This is a genomic window from Microbacterium lacus (assembly GCF_002812805.1).
Taxonomy (GTDB): Bacteria; Actinomycetota; Actinomycetes; order Actinomycetales; family Microbacteriaceae; genus Microbacterium; species Microbacterium lacus_A.
In genome coordinates this window covers 332,538-346,700 of the sequence record NZ_NMUM01000005.1, presented here as the reverse complement: position 1 = coordinate 346,700, position 14,163 = coordinate 332,538, and the positions used below count along the sequence as shown (strand labels likewise).

Annotated in this window: 12 protein-coding genes; 3 read left to right on the top strand and 9 right to left on the bottom strand. The window is 68.1% G+C overall.

The window, feature by feature from the left end:
- Nucleotides 1-64: 64 nt before the first annotated feature.
- The 4 genes from proB to rplU all read right to left on the bottom strand — a co-directional run bounded on the left by proB (nucleotide 65) and on the right by rplU (nucleotide 3,139).
- Complete coding sequence (gene proB, locus CGU34_RS02285; RefSeq protein WP_100813119.1) at nucleotides 65-964, bottom strand: glutamate 5-kinase; 900 nt, start codon at nucleotides 962-964, stop codon at nucleotides 65-67.
- The gene (gene obgE, locus CGU34_RS02280) at nucleotides 961-2,475 is read right to left on the bottom strand and encodes a GTPase ObgE (RefSeq protein WP_036295017.1); all 1,515 of its coding nucleotides are present in this window, start codon (nucleotides 2,473-2,475) and stop codon (nucleotides 961-963) included. Before obgE ends, proB begins: the two co-directional genes overlap by 4 nt.
- An 81-nt stretch (nucleotides 2,476-2,556) precedes the next feature.
- Nucleotides 2,557-2,814: a 50S ribosomal protein L27 gene (rpmA, locus tag CGU34_RS02275; protein WP_036295020.1), complete on the bottom strand. Its 258-nt coding sequence runs from the start codon at nucleotides 2,812-2,814 to the stop codon at nucleotides 2,557-2,559.
- A 16-nt stretch (nucleotides 2,815-2,830) separates the two neighbouring features.
- A complete protein-coding gene (gene rplU / locus CGU34_RS02270) occupies nucleotides 2,831-3,139 on the bottom strand; it encodes a 50S ribosomal protein L21 (RefSeq protein WP_198517648.1) in 309 nt (102 codons plus the stop codon).
- A gap of 233 nt (nucleotides 3,140-3,372) precedes the next feature.
- Between rplU and CGU34_RS02265 the strand changes: the two genes are divergently transcribed.
- Entirely contained in the window at nucleotides 3,373-3,660 is a 288-nt protein-coding gene (locus CGU34_RS02265) for a DUF4031 domain-containing protein (protein WP_036295028.1), read from the top strand.
- 105 nt (nucleotides 3,661-3,765) lie between these two features.
- On the opposite strand, the gene CGU34_RS02260 is transcribed toward CGU34_RS02265, so the two are convergent.
- Nucleotides 3,766-6,378: an Rne/Rng family ribonuclease gene (locus CGU34_RS02260; RefSeq protein WP_036295031.1), complete on the bottom strand. Its 2,613-nt coding sequence runs from the start codon at nucleotides 6,376-6,378 to the stop codon at nucleotides 3,766-3,768.
- A 317-nt stretch (nucleotides 6,379-6,695) separates the two neighbouring features.
- On the opposite strand from CGU34_RS02260, the gene CGU34_RS02255 reads away from it, so the two are divergent.
- The gene (locus tag CGU34_RS02255; protein WP_036295034.1) at nucleotides 6,696-7,301 is read left to right on the top strand and encodes a vitamin K epoxide reductase family protein; all 606 of its coding nucleotides are present in this window, start codon (nucleotides 6,696-6,698) and stop codon (nucleotides 7,299-7,301) included.
- A 170-nt stretch (nucleotides 7,302-7,471) separates the two neighbouring features.
- Here CGU34_RS02255 and ndk read toward each other — a convergent pair whose 3' ends face one another.
- From ndk to ileS, 4 genes are read right to left on the bottom strand one after another with little or no spacing between them, the layout of a single operon-like run.
- Nucleotides 7,472-7,888 carry a nucleoside-diphosphate kinase gene (ndk, locus tag CGU34_RS02250; RefSeq protein ID WP_036295037.1) on the bottom strand — a complete coding sequence of 139 codons (417 nt, stop codon included), beginning with the start codon at nucleotides 7,886-7,888 and terminating at the stop codon, nucleotides 7,472-7,474.
- Nucleotides 7,885-8,292, bottom strand: coding sequence for a DUF4233 domain-containing protein (locus CGU34_RS02245; RefSeq protein ID WP_036295040.1), 408 nt, complete (start codon nucleotides 8,290-8,292; stop codon nucleotides 7,885-7,887). Before CGU34_RS02245 ends, ndk begins: the two co-directional genes overlap by 4 nt.
- Nucleotides 8,289-9,671, bottom strand: coding sequence for a bifunctional folylpolyglutamate synthase/dihydrofolate synthase (locus tag CGU34_RS02240; RefSeq protein WP_051512898.1), 1,383 nt, complete (start codon nucleotides 9,669-9,671; stop codon nucleotides 8,289-8,291). Before CGU34_RS02240 ends, CGU34_RS02245 begins: the two co-directional genes overlap by 4 nt.
- Nucleotides 9,668-13,093 (bottom strand): isoleucine--tRNA ligase, encoded by a 3,426-nt coding sequence (gene ileS / locus CGU34_RS02235; protein WP_036295044.1) that lies wholly within the window; start codon nucleotides 13,091-13,093, stop codon nucleotides 9,668-9,670. The genes CGU34_RS02240 and ileS overlap by 4 nt, the downstream gene beginning before the upstream one ends.
- A gap of 410 nt (nucleotides 13,094-13,503) precedes the next feature.
- Between ileS and CGU34_RS02230 the strand changes: the two genes are divergently transcribed.
- Nucleotides 13,504-14,163 carry a pentapeptide repeat-containing protein gene (locus CGU34_RS02230; RefSeq protein WP_036295048.1) on the top strand — a complete coding sequence of 220 codons (660 nt, stop codon included), beginning with the start codon at nucleotides 13,504-13,506 and terminating at the stop codon, nucleotides 14,161-14,163.

The following is a 14,163-nucleotide window of genomic DNA, read 5'->3' as shown; positions in this document are numbered from 1 at the left end:
CAGGTGTCCGAAGAAGACTCGTCGCCAGGGATGCTCGACGTAGCGCTGGAGGCGGTGCTGGTCATCAGCCCAGTGTATCGACGGGCTCGGCGCTGCCGGCGGGGGCGTCGGCAGCCGCAACGGGCAGGTTCGCGCTCGTCGGCGCTGTGCGAACGGGACCGGTCGGTGTCGCGGGGGTCGCCCGCGGGTCGGGCTCGAACCAGGTTCCGATGGGGGCACCACTCAGTGCATCCGCGACGCGGGCGGCACTCGTGACCAGCACGCCGACGCCGGCCGCCGTGGCGAGACGTGCCGCCGAGACCTTGGTGGCCGCTCCCCCGGTGCCGACGCTATTGACGACGACGGATCCGAACTCGTACCCGCTCAGATCGTCGCCGAACGTCACACGCTCGATCGCTCGTGCGCCGGGCTGGCCGGGGGGCCGCGTGTAGAGGTTCTCGATGTCGCTGAGCAGCACAAGCGCATCGGCGCCGATCAGTTCGGCGACCAGCGCCGCAAGGCGGTCGTTGTCGCCGAATCGGATCTCGTGCGTCGCGACGGTGTCGTTCTCGTTGACGATCGGCAGGATGCGCAGGCCCAGGAGCCGCTCCATCGCCCGGCGTGCGTTCGAGCGGGGCGTGGCGTTCTCGAGGTCGCCGGCCGTGAGCAGCACCTGCCCGGCAAGCACTCCGAAGCGGTCGAGACTCGTCTGGTAGCGCCACATGAGAACGTTCTGCCCGACGGCGGCAGCGGCCTGCTGCGTCGCGAGATCCGTAGGTCGACCCTCGAGGCTCAGGAGCGGCAGCGCGGTCGCGATGGCACCCGACGACACGAGCACCACTTCGGTGCCTCGTGCGTGAACGTCGGCGAGGGCCGAAACGATGGCATCGATCGTTGCTGCCTGATCCCCGCTGATCGACGACGAGCCGACCTTGACGACGATGCGCTTTGCCGAGGCGATATCGGCGCGGTGCAGGGTACTCACGCGTCCCCCTCGACCTCGCCACGTTCCACGGCGGCGAGCCGCTGCACCTCGAACTCGGCGCGGGCGTCTGCCTTGGCATCCATCCGCTCGTGATAGCGCTCGCGGCGCTGCGACGTGGTGCGTCGCGTGTTCATGTCAAGGCGGGGGTCCATACCGCGGGGTGCGGTCATGAGTTCGGCCGCGGAGCTCAGCGTCGGCTGCCAGTCGAAGACGACGCCGTCGCCCTCGCCGATGACGACGGTCGAACCCGGCTCGGCGCCGGCACGGACAAGGCCGTCTTCGACTCCGAGCTTCGCGAGACGATCGGCCAGGTAGCCCACGGCCTCTTCGTTCTGGAAGTCGGTCTGCTGCACCCAGCGCACGGGCTTGTCGCCCAGCACGCGATAGATGTTGCCGTACGTGCCGCCCTCGACGCGGATCGTGTAGTCCTTCTCTTTTTCGCCCCGCGGACGCAGAACGATGCGTTCGGGTGCGGGCTTCGCGGCCAGCTCGGCGCGGTGCTGGGCAACGACCTCACCCAAAGCGAAGGTCAGCTCACGCAGGCCCTCGCGGGCGACGGTGGAGATCTCGAACACGCGATAACCGCGCGACTCGAGCTCGGGCCGCACGAAGTCGGCGAGCTCGCGCCCCTCGGGCACATCGATCTTGTTCAGGGCGATGAGCTGCGGGCGCTCGAGCAGTGGCAGCTGATCTTCGGGCACGGGGTACGCACCCAGCTCGGCAAGGATCACGTCGAGGTCGGTGAGCGGGTCGCGACCGGGCTCGAGGGTCGCGCAGTCGAGCACGTGCACGAGTGCGGTGCAGCGCTCGACGTGACGGAGGAATTCGAGACCGAGACCGCGGCCTTCACTGGCGCCTTCGATCAGACCGGGCACGTCGGCGACGGTGAAGCGCACCTCGCCGGCCTGGACAACACCCAGGTTCGGATGCAGCGTCGTGAAGGGGTAGTCGGCGATCTTGGGGCGCGCGGCCGAGATCGCGGCGATCAGGCTGGACTTGCCGGCCGACGGGAAGCCGACGAGCGCCACATCGGCGACGACCTTCAGTTCGAGGAGGACATCGCCCTCCCACCCGGGCGTGCCGAGCAGCGCGAAACCGGGAGCCTTGCGCTTGGGCGAAGAGAGGGCCGCGTTTCCGAGCCCTCCGATTCCTCCGGGCGCCACGACGAACCGCGTTCCCGGCTCGACCATGTCGATGAGAAGCTCGCCCGAGGCATCCTTGACGACCGTTCCGACGGGAACGGGCAGCTCGACATCTTCGCCCGCGGCACCCTGGCGGAGATCTCCGGCACCGAAGGCACCGTTGTTCGATGTGCGGTGCGGCGAGTGGTGGTACGACAGCAGCGTCGTGACCTGGGGGTCTGCAACGAGGACGATGTCGCCGCCGTTGCCGCCGCTCGCGCCATCCGGTCCCGCCAACGGCTTGAACTTTTCGCGACGAACCGAGACGCAGCCGTTGCCGCCCTTGCCCGCGCGCAGGTGGAGCGTCACCCGGTCGACGAATGAGACCATCGTGCACTCCTTTCGAAAATGGTCAGGGGGCGAGCCGAAGCCCGCCCCCTGACCGAAAAATGAATCGCGACGCTCGCGCTGTTACTCCGCGCCGACGACGATGTTGACGACCTTGCGGCCGCCCTTCTTGCCGAACTCGACCGAACCGGCCTGCAGCGCGAACAGCGTGTCGTCGCCACCGCGACCCACGCCGGCGCCCGGGTGGAAGTGGGTGCCACGCTGGCGGACGATGATCTCGCCGGCGCTGACGACCTGGCCACCGAAGCGCTTGACGCCCAACCGCTGGGAGTTGGAGTCGCGACCGTTACGGGTGGAGCTTGCGCCCTTTTTGTGTGCCATCTCGAATCTCCCGCGCTTACTTGATGCCGGTTACCTTGACGCGCGTGAGGTCCTGACGGTGCCCCTGGCGCTTCTTGTAACCGGTCTTGTTCTTGAACTTCTGGATGATGATCTTGGGGCCGCGCAGCTCGCCGAGAACCTCGGCGGTGACGGTCACCTGAGCCAGCTTGTCGGCGTCGGTGGTGACGTTGTCTCCGTCGACCAGGAGCACCGCGGGCAGCTCGATCTTGTCGCCGAGCTTGGCCTTCTGACGATCGAGGACGACGATCGTGCCGACCTCGACCTTCTCCTGGCGGCCACCGGCGCGCACTACTGCGTAAACCACTTCACACCTGTTTCTCTGGGGAACCTTGTGGTTCCTAATCTCACGGAAGACTCTGCTCCACGGGGCGCGGCATCCCGTGAGATTCCGAACTACCCGTGGTGCGGTGCGGAAGCTTCGCTCTCGTCGCGCCGCACGCAGAGCGGCAGCACGTGACGCACCAAGGGTCGAGTCTACCCGACGGAACCGGATGCGGCAAAAGCATCCGCCCCGCGCGTCGGGCATAGGATCTGCGGATGTCCATCCTGATCGACACGGCACGGTGGCCGGCCCACGGAAGACTCTGGGCGCACCTCATCAGCGACGCCAATCTCGACGAGCTGCATGCCTTTGCCTCGGCACAGAATATCCCCCGCCGCGGCTTCGATCTCGACCATTACGACGTTCCCGAAGACGCCGTCGATCGGCTCATCGCGGCCGGTGCGCGTCATGTCACGGCGCGGGAGCTCGTCCACGCACTCCGAGACTCCGGACTCCGGATCACGGCCCGCGAACGACGGTACGGACGCTCCCCCGGTCATTGAGCGAGCGAAGCGAGACGAAATGACACACGGGGTGCGTTTCGTCTCGCTGACGCTCGCTCAACGAACGATGTCGGTCATTGAGCGAGCGGAGCGAGACGAAATGACCTACTCGTCGGCGCTCGGCATGGTGACGGGCGTACCCGTCACGATCCCGGTCGACACGCGACGACGCTGACGTCCCTGACCAGGCGCCTTCGGCTCGGGTAGAGCCTGCAGCACGGAGTCGAGCAGCTGGTCTTTCTCGGACTTAGGCGCGACCGACCGCTGTTCGGAACGCTGGTCACCCCGCTCGCCCCCGCGCTCAGCGCGGTCGCCGCGCTGTTCCGGACGCTTGCGACGCTTCTTCCGTTCGCCATCCCCGGCCGGAGCGACAGGACCCTCGGGCAGGACGATCTCGAGCGACTCGAGAGTCTCGATGGTCTCGCGCACTTCCTCGACCGTCGCGACGGCGGTCGCCGGCGCATCCGTCGACTCGGCTTCGGGTGCAGCACCGAGGGTCGACGCAGCGATCTGGGCAAGAGCCGACTTGACGCCCTCGGTGATGACGTGGGTTCCACCGTTGCCGCCGTTGCCGTTGCCACCGCTGTTCGATCCGTTGTTGCCGCCACGCGGGCGACGGTTGGAGCCGCCGTTGTCCCGAGACGGGGCAGACGACGATGAGCGGTGCTTGACCACGGGGTCGTGGTGCACGATCACGCCGCGACCCGCGCAGACCTCGCAGTTCTCGCTGAACGTCTCGAGCAGGCCGAGTCCGAGCTTCTTGCGCGTCATCTGCACGAGGCCAAGCGAGGTGACCTCGGCGACCTGGTGCTTGGTGCGGTCGCGGCTCAGGCACTCCACGAGCCGACGCAGCACGAGGTCGCGGTTCGACTCCAGCACCATGTCGATGAAGTCGACGACGATGATCCCGCCGATGTCGCGCAGCCGCAGCTGCCGGACGATCTCTTCGGCCGCCTCGAGGTTGTTCTTCGTGACGGTCTCTTCGAGGTTTCCACCCGACCCGACGAACTTGCCGGTGTTGACGTCGACGACGGTCATCGCCTCGGTGCGGTCGATCACGAGCGAGCCACCCGAGGGCAGCCAGACCTTGCGGTCGAGGGCCTTCTCGATCTGCTCGGTCACGCGGAACTCGTCGAACGGGTCGCGGTCACCCTCATAGGGCTGAACACGCTCGAGCAGGTCGGGCGCGACGGACTCGAGGTACGCCTCGATCGTCCGCTGCGCCTCTTCGCCCTGGATGAGCATCTTCGTGAAGTCTTCGTTGAAGACATCCCGCACGATCTTGACCAGCAGGTCCGGCTCGGAATGCAGCAGAGCGGGGGCTTGCACGGTCTCGAGCTGCGAAGAGATGTGCTCCCACTGGCTCGTGAGTCGCTGCACGTCGCGCGTCAGCTGGTCTTCCGTTGCGCCCTCGGCCGCCGTGCGGACGATGACACCGGATGACTCGGGCAGAACTTCCTTGAGGATGCGCTTCAGGCGCGCCCGCTCGGTGTCGGGGAGCTTGCGCGAGATGCCGTTCATCGAGCCTGCGGGGACGTACACGAGGTAGCGGCCCGGAAGCGAGATCTGGCTGGTCAGGCGGGCGCCCTTGTGACCGACCGGATCCTTCGTGACCTGCACGAGAACGCGGTCGCCGGACTTGAGCGCGAGCTCGATGCGACGCGGCTGGTTGCCGGTCTCGACGGCATCCCAGTCGACCTCGCCGGAGTACAGCACGGCGTTGCGTCCGCGCCCGATGTCGACGAACGCCGCCTCCATGCTGGGCAGAACGTTCTGCACACGACCGAGGTACACGTTGCCGATGAGCGAGGCGTCCTGGTTACGGGCGACGTAGTGCTCGACGAGGACGTTGTCCTCGAGCACGGCGATCTGGATGCGCCCGTTCTTGGAGCGAACGATCATGTCGCGGTCGACCGCTTCACGACGGGCGAGGAATTCGGCCTCGGTGACCACGGCGCGGCGGCGGCCCGCCTCGCGACCGTCACGACGCCGCTGCTTCTTGGCCTCGAGTCGCGTCGAACCCTTGATGCGCTGGGGCTCGGTAATGACCTCGACGGCACGGGGCTGACGCACCCGCACGACCGTGGAAGCATCCTGCGGCTCGTTGGTCTCTTCTCCGGCTCGACGGCGGTTGCGTCGGCGCGACGTGCCCTGCGACTCGCGGGGGTTGCGCTCTTCCGGCTCGTCCCGCTCGGAACGATCGTCGCGATCGGACGCGGCCGCGGGAAGCGGCACGATCTCGGGCGCATAGAACATGAGCTGAGTTGAGACCTGCGAGACGAAGACCTCGGGCAGCAGCCCCAGCGCCACGGCGGTGGGGATCTTCGGCTCGGGGTCCGGCTCGGGCTCGGCCTGCGGCTCGGATGCTTCCGGGGCGGGAGCCTCGGGCTCAGCAGTGGGAGCCTCGGGCTCAGCCGCTCCAGCCGCCGGGCCAGCGGGCTCAGCCGCGGGAGCTTCGGGCTCAGCCGCGGGAGCTTCGGACTCAGTCGCGGGAGCCTCGGGCTCGGCGGGTGACTCCTCGGGCTGCGAGGCAGCGTCTTCGGCCGCGGGCGTTGCTTCGTCGAACGACGGAGCACCCTCGGGTTCAGCCGGTGCACCCTCGTCGACAGACGGGGCACCCTCGTTTAGCGGCGCGTCCTCCACGTGCGTCACCGGCGGTTCAGCCGGTGGCACTTCCTGAAGGTCGTTGCGGTCATTGTCATTGTTGTCATCAGCCATCGCTGGCGCACTCCCTGGCGGGCGACATCCGCGCGTCACCCGGCGAACTCTCGTGCAACACCGCACCGGCGGTGCCGCGAACTCACTCGGTCTGCAGCAGGCCCGCGGCTCGTGCTGCGAAGGGCGATCATCGCCCGAAGTCTTCGTCGATGCCCGTCCGGCGCGGCCGGCGAGGCATCTAGATCTCATTATCGCATCATCCGAGGGGTAATGTCGGCCCCGCGCCGTGCACGATGGCCTCGTGTCACGATTCCCGCGGCGATATCTCCGGCCGCACCCACGTTGATCCCGCAGATTCCGGTGTCATAATCCGAGGCATGGCAACGCCCTCCCAGACGCACACCCGACCCGTCGCCCTTGCGGTCTGGCTCATCATTGCGGGCGCGATCGGCTGGTGGGCTGCGTTCCAACTCACGCTCGAACGCATCCATCTGCTCGCCGACCCGAACGCGTCACTGTCGTGCGACTTCAGCGTCTTGGTCCAATGCCGCGCCAACCTCGAGTCGTGGCAGGGGATGGTATTCGGATTCCCGAACCCCCTGATCGGCCTCGGTGCGTGGGTCGCCCCGATCGTCGTCGGCGTCGCCATCCTCGCCCGCGCGCGCTTCGCGCGTTGGTTCTGGTGGTTGTTCGAGGTCGGAATGATCTTCGCGATGGGCTTCGTCATCTGGCTGATCGGCCAGAGCATCTACATCCTGGGCACGCTCTGCCCGTGGTGCATGGTGACGTGGGTCGTGACGATCCCGACGTTCTTCGCCGTGACGCTGCACATCTTCCGGTCAGGGATCGTGCCCGTGCCGTCCGGGATCCGCAAAGCTGCCGACACGCTCATGGGCTGGGTGCCACTGATGGCGGTCGTCAGCTACGCGATCGTTGCGATCCTGGCGCAGCTGCGCCTCGACGTGCTGAACAACCTGTTCTGAGCGCGGCATCCGCGTTTCGACTCGCTGGCGCTCAACGCCCGAACCCAGCCATCCGCGTTTCGTCTCGCTGGCGCTCGCTCAACGAGCGACAGGACGCAACATGCCGTACTCACTCGCGTGGGCACGGCATGTTGCGTCCTGTCGGCGCGGTTGAGACCTGCGAGGTCAGGTCAGGCGAACCAGATGCCGAGCTCGCGCGCGGCCGACTCGGGGCTGTCCGACCCGTGCACGAGGTTCTGCTGCACGGCCAGGCCCCAGTCACGACCGAAGTCACCGCGGATGGTTCCGGGTGCGGCGCCCGTCGGGTCGGTCGTGCCGGCAAGCGAGCGGAAGCCCTCGATGACGCGGTTGCCCGCGAGGCGGATCGCGACCGAAGGCCCCGACATCATGAATTCGACCAGGGGCTCGTAGAAGTGCTTGCCGGCGTGCTCGGCATAGTGCTGCTCGAGCAGGTCGCGGTCGGGCTCGACGAGCTTGATGTCGACGAGCGCATAGCCCTTGCGTTCGATGCGGGCCAGGATGTCTCCGGTCAGGCCTCGTGCGACTCCGTCGGGCTTGACGAGAACGAGCGTCTCTTCCGTGGTCATTGTGCTTCTCCTTCCGGCGCCGCAGCGCGCGTTCGTGCTTCGATTCTCGGTCCTTGAATGGTCGCGTACGCCCACATGCCGCCGAAGATGAGGGCGATCAGCAGCATGGCGGGCACGAGGAACGCCGACAGGGCGACGATGGCCTGCAGCACCCACCCTGTGGCGATACCGGCCGGTTTGTGGACGAATCCGGCGGTCGCGACCATCACGACCGCAACCACAGTGCCCGCGACGATTCCGACCCAGTCGGGAATGCCCGCCGGGAGCACCTTCAGCCCGAAAATCACGAGGCCGCCGAGAAAGACGATGATCGCCTCGAACCCGAGGACGACCGACGCGAGCTGAGCGGTCAGACTGCGCTTCTGCCGCGGGCGACGCTGCCGCGGTTGTCGCGCGGCACTCACGACGCTCCCCCGCTCTTCCACCCCTCGCTGGCCGCGAGCGACACGGCCTCACCGGCGAGCACGACCGATCCGGCGACGATCACGGCGCGACGAGCGGATTCTCCTGCCCAAGCCCGCGCAGACTCCGCGGCGTCGTCGAGGTTCGGGTGCACGCTCGCGTGCAGCCCCGCCGCCTCGACGATGTCGGCGAGTGCGTCGGGGCTGTCGGCCCGGTCGGAATCGGGTGCCGTCACGAAAACCTCCGTCGCGATGGGCGCGAGGGCCGCGACGATGCCCGCGGCATCCTTGTCCCCGAGAACTCCGAGGACGACGCCCCACTCGTCGAAGTCGAACGAGGCGCGCAGGGCTTCGGCCAGGGCACGCGCGCCGTGCGGGTTGTGCGCCGCGTCAACGAGCACGGTGGGGTTGGTGCCCACGAGCTGCAGGCGGCCGGGCGACGTGACCGCCCCGAGGCCATCGGCCAGGATGTCCCCCGCGATCGCCTGCGTCGCGCCACCGATGAGCGACTCGACGGCCGCGATCGCCAGGGCCGCGTTGGCGCCCTGATGAGCGCCATACAGAGGCAGGTACTCGTCGTCGTACGTGCCGACGAGTCCGCGTACCGAGATCAGTTGGCCGCCGACGGCCAGGCGATCCGACGTGAGGGCGAAGTCCTCGCCCTCGAACGCGATGGTCGCGCCGCGAGCGGCCGCAGCGGCACGCAGCACGGCGACGGCTTCGGCGGGCTGCCGGGCCGAGACGACCGCCGCGCCATCCTTGATGATTCCGGCCTTGACCTCGGCAATCTTCGCGATCGTGTCGCCCAGTCGATCGGCGTGGTCGAGGTCGATCGGTGCGAAAACCGCGACATCCCCGTCCGCGGTGTTCGTGGAGTCCCACGACCCGCCCATTCCGACCTCGAGCACCAGTACGTCGATCGGTGCGTCGGCGAATGCGACGAAGGCCAGCGCCGTCAGCAGCTCGAAGAATGTCAGGGGCTCTTCGCCCGCCTCGACGAGCTCGGCATCGACCAGGGCGACGAACGGAGTCATCTCGTCCCACGCGTCGGCGACGGCCGCGTCGAGCACCGGGAATCCGTCGATCATGATCCGCTCGGTGAACCGCTCGAGGTGCGGGCTCGTGAACAGTCCCGTGCGCAAGCCGTGCGCGCGCAGCAGGCTCTCGATGATTCGGCTCGTGCTCGTCTTGCCGTTCGTGCCGGTGACATGCACGACGCGATAGGTGCGCTGCGGGTCGCCCAGGTAATCGAGCAGGCGCGCGGTGCGCTCCTTGCGAGGCTGCACCCACCGCTCCCCCGCACGCGCGAGCAGCGCCGAGTAAACCGCATCCGCTCGCGCGCTGTCCTCGGGCGTGTTTTCTTGGGTCTGGATCTCGCTCATGCGCGTCCCTCCGCTCGGGTCACGGCAACGGTGAATGCTCCGACGTTCGCGAAGGCGCCGGCGTCGAAGGATGCCTTGTGCTCAGCCTTGGCCTTGTCTCCCGCGAAGCTGCGTGACGAGCCGCGGAGGGTGTCGCCCTTTGTGCCGAGAAGATACTCGACCGCGAGGGTCTCGCCCGCGACATCGGCGGTCTCGAAACCATCCGACACGGCCCGCGCGTCCGCCTCGTCGTCGAAGGTGACGACGAGATGGATGCGGTCGCTCACGTCGAACCCCGCGGCCTTGCGAGTGTCTTGCACGGCACGGATCACGTCGCGCGCGAGCCCCTCGGCCTCGAGCTCGGGTGTCGTCGTGGTGTCGAGCAACACGAACCCACCGCCGGGCAGCAGCGCGAGCGCCTCACCCTCGGGGCGACCCGTGGTCTCGAGCGCCAGCTCGTACTCGCCGGGCTCGAGGGCGATGCCCCCCGCGACCACCGCGCCATCAGACTCCGACCAGTCACCCGAACGCGCGGCCTGGATGGCTCGCTGGACATCCTTTCCGATGCGGGGGCCCGCCGCACGGGCGTTGACGGTCAGCCGGTGCGTGATGCCGTAGTTCGCCGCCGTGTCGGCCTCGAGCTCGATCAGCTCGACGCTCTTGACGTTCAGCTCGTCGCGCAGGATCTCGTCGAATTGGGCCAGCGCCGAAGCATCCGTCACCACGACCGACAACCGCGCGAGCGGCAGACGAACGCGCTTACCCTCGCGCTTGCGCAGGGCGTTCGCGACGCTCGAGACCTCTCGGACCGCGTCCATCGCGGATCGGATGTCGGGCGCCGCGGGGAACGCGGCCGCGTCGGGCCAGTCCTCGAGGTGGACGCTGCGCCCACCCGTCAATCCCTGCCACACCCGCTCGCTGACGAGCGGGATGAGCGGCGCCGCGACGCGCGTGAGCGTCTCGAGCACGGTGTAGAGCGTGTCGAACGCCTCGGTCGTGGTCGGGTCGGACGGGTCGACGCCCACCCAGAAGCGGTCGCGCGAGCGCCGGATGTACCAGTTGGTCAGCACCATTGCGAAGTCGCGCAAGCGCGCGGCCGCTGTCGTCGAGTCGAGACCCTCCAGGTCCGTCGCGACGTCGCGGACCAGCTCGCCGAGCAGCGCCAGGATGTATCGGTCCAGGACGTCGGTCGAGTCGGTGCGCCACGAGGCCGTGTAGCCCCCGGCATCCGTTTCGCCGTCCGTTCCCGAACCACCCGCGAACGCGGCATTCGCATACGTCGAGAAGAAGTACCACGAGCTCCACAGCGGCAGGAGGAACTCCCGCACGCCCGAGCGGATGCCCTCCTCGGTCACCACCAGGTTGCCGCCGCGCAGCACCGAGCTCGACATCAGGAACCAGCGCATGGCGTCGGATCCGTCGCGGTCGAGCACTTCCGAGACATCCGGATAGTTGCGCAGCGACTTCGACATCTTTTGCCCGTCGCTACCGAGCACGATGCCGTGCGCCGAGACGGCCTTGAAGGCCGGGCGATCGAACAGAGCGCCCGAGAGCACGTGCATGACGTAGAACCAGCCGCGCGTCTGCCCGATGTACTCGACGATGAAGTCGGCCGGGGCGTGCGAGTCGAACCAGTCGCGGTTCTCGAACGGGTAGTGCACCTGGGCGAACGGCATCGAGCCCGAGTCGAACCACACGTCGAGGACGTCCTCGATACGGCGCATCGTCGACTGCCCGGTCGGGTCGTCGGGGTTCGGGCGCGTCAGCTCGTCGATGTAGGGGCGGTGCAAGTCGACCTCGCCCGCCTCGTTCCGCGGCAGACGACCGAAGTCGCGCTCGATGTCTTCGAGCGAGCCGTACGCGTCGACGCGCGGGTGCTCGGGGTCGTCGCTCTTCCAGATCGGGATCGGCGAACCCCAGTACCGGTTGCGGCTGATCGACCAGTCGCGCGCACCCTCGACCCACTTGCCGAACTGTCCGTGCTTGACGTTGTCGGGCACCCACGTGATGTCTTCGTTCAGCTCGACAAGGCGATCGCGGAAGTCCGTGACCCGCACGAACCAGCTCGAGACGGCCTTGTAGATCAGGGGGTTCCGGCAGCGCCAGCAGTGCGGGTACGAGTGCTCGTAGCTCGCCTCGCGGACGAGGCGCCCGGCCTGGCGCAGCAGGCGGATGAGCGGCGTGTTCGCGTCCATCCACAGGTCGCCCGCGACATCCGTCACGGCGGGCAGGAACCGTCCGCCGTCGTCGAGACTCAGGATCGTTGGGATGCCGGCGGCCTCGCTGACCCGCTGGTCGTCCTCACCGTAGGCCGGGGCCTGGTGGACGATGCCGGTTCCGTCGGTCGTCGTGACGTAGTCGTCGACGAGGATGCGCCAGGCGTTCTGCGTACCCCAGATCTCGGCGTCGGCGTAGTAGTCGAACAGCCGGTCGTAAGACACATCCTCGAGCTCGGCGCCCGTGATCACGCGCTCCACGGCCTCGGCAGCGGCGGCAGCGTTCTCGTAGCCGAGGTCCTTCGCGTAGTTACCGAGCAGGTCGGCCGCCAGCAGGTAGCGGTGCGCTGCTGCCTCGATCGGGTCGTCCGCCGCGCCATCCGGCGTGCGGTGTACATCGGCCGCACCCGCAGGGCCCGCGGGCAGGACGACGTACCGGATGTCGGGGCCCACGGCGAGCGCCATGTTGGTCGGCAGCGTCCACGGCGTCGTCGTCCACGCGAGCGCGCGCACGCCGGTCAGACCGAGCGCCTCGGCCTTCAGCCCGACGAGCGGGAACGTGACGGTGACGGACGGGTCTTGACGCATCCGGTAAACGTCGTCGTCCATGCGCAGCTCGTGCGTCGAGAGCGGCGTCTCGTCGCGCCAGCAATACGGCAGCACGCGGTAGCCCTCGTAGGCCAAACCCTTGTCGTAGAGGGTCTTGAAGGCCCACAGCACGCTCTCCATGTAGGAGGTGTCGAGGGTCTTGTAGCCGTTGTCGAAGTCGACCCAACGTGCCTGGCGGGTGACGTAGTCCTGCCACTCATGGGTGTACGCCAGCACCGACTCACGCGCCTTGGCGTTGAAGGTGTCGATGCCCATGGCCTCGATCTGCGCCTTCTCGGTGATGCCGAGCTGCTTCATCGCCTCGAGCTCGGCGGGCAGACCGTGCGTGTCCCAGCCGAAGACGCGGTCAACCTTCTTGCCGCGCATGGTCTGGAAGCGCGGGAACAGGTCCTTCGCGTAGCCGGTCAGAAGGTGGCCATAGTGCGGCAGGCCGTTGGCGAACGGCGGGCCGTCATAGAACACCCACTCCTCGGAGCCGTCGCGCTGGGCGATGCTCGCACGGAACGTGTCGTCGTCGCGCCAGAAGTCGAGGACATCGCGCTCGATCTCGGGAAAGCGGGGGCTCGCGGGAACCGCATCGGCGGCGGGTCCGAACGCTGAGGGCTGGGGGTAGGTCATGGCTTCTCGCAGGTGCTGTCGTGTGCTTCCTGCCGGGACGACCCGCTGCAACCTCTCCCCTGCGGGAATGTGATCCAGTCGAGCCGCGGTACCACCCTGCTTGCCGCTATGCGCAGCCACTTTCACAGCGGCTGTGACGGGCCTGCCCCGCTCGGTTCTACTGAGGACCCCGTGTTACAGCTGGGAGCCTGTTCTTCCGAGAGCTCCCCGGTGATGGCCGGATCGATGCTCGTGCGTCCAGTCTAACCGGCGTCGGCCCCGGGTGTTCCGGCGTAGGGGTGAACATCCGGGAGGAACCGTGGGACGGATGTGACCGGATGAGGCACCTGAGTCGGTCTCGGCGCCACACGAACCTCTCGGATGCACGGGTTGCGCGATATCCGACCCGGCTCTCGCGCTACTGTCGACGGATGGCCCGCCGCGAAGAGCACCCGTTCGCCCCGAGGGTCTCGGCCCCCGATCTGCCGAGCGAACTCACGGCCGGGCGCGGGTGGGATCGCGACGGCGAATACTTCCAGCAGCAGTTCACCGGCTTGGACGAGACGACGGATGCCTCGCACTCCGAGATCTCCGAGTGCCGCCTGACCGGCGCATCCCTCGACGCCCTCACCCTGACCGGTGCAAGCCTGGTCGACGTCGACATCGACCAACTGCGCGCGACGACCGTGTCCGCCCGCGGGGCGCGGCTCCGGCGCGTGCGCTTCACGGGCGGCCGGATCGGCACCCTTGACCTCGGTACGGCCGACATCGACGAGGTCGAGCTGCGGGGCATCCGCATCGACTACCTGACGCTCGGTGGCGCCCGCATCGAGGACCTGCTGATCGCCGACTGCGTCATCGGCAGCCTCGATCTGCCTCAGGCCACGGCAAAGCGCGTGCGTTTCGTCGACACCCGAGCGGACGAGGTCGACGCCCGCGGACTGCGCGCCGAGGATGTCGACCTGCGGGGACTCGAGATGCTGTCGCTGACCGATGCGGCCGCGCTCCGCGGCACGACGCTCAGTGCGACGCAGGTCGAGCGCCTCGCGCCGGCGCTCGCCGCGGCACTCGGAATCCAGGTCAGAGACTGA

Bases quoted from the DNA above. Each gene is read 5' to 3' on its own strand.
- obgE (WP_036295017.1), bottom strand. From the start codon at position 2,475: ATGGTCTCATTCGTCGACCGGGTGACGCTCCACCTGCGCGCGGGCAAG.
- rpmA (WP_036295020.1), bottom strand. From the start codon at position 2,814: ATGGCACACAAAAAGGGCGCAAGCTCCACCCGTAACGGTCGCGACTCC.
- CGU34_RS02265 (WP_036295028.1), top strand. From the start codon at position 3,373: ATGTCCATCCTGATCGACACGGCACGGTGGCCGGCCCACGGAAGACTC.
- CGU34_RS02260 (WP_036295031.1), bottom strand. From the start codon at position 6,378: ATGGCTGATGACAACAATGACAATGACCGCAACGACCTTCAGGAAGTG.
- CGU34_RS02255 (WP_036295034.1), top strand. From the start codon at position 6,696: ATGGCAACGCCCTCCCAGACGCACACCCGACCCGTCGCCCTTGCGGTC.
- ndk (WP_036295037.1), bottom strand. From the start codon at position 7,888: ATGACCACGGAAGAGACGCTCGTTCTCGTCAAGCCCGACGGAGTCGCA.
- CGU34_RS02240 (WP_051512898.1), bottom strand. From the start codon at position 9,671: ATGAGCGAGATCCAGACCCAAGAAAACACGCCCGAGGACAGCGCGCGA.
- ileS (WP_036295044.1), bottom strand. From the start codon at position 13,093: ATGACCTACCCCCAGCCCTCAGCGTTCGGACCCGCCGCCGATGCGGTT.
- CGU34_RS02230 (WP_036295048.1), top strand. From the start codon at position 13,504: ATGGCCCGCCGCGAAGAGCACCCGTTCGCCCCGAGGGTCTCGGCCCCC.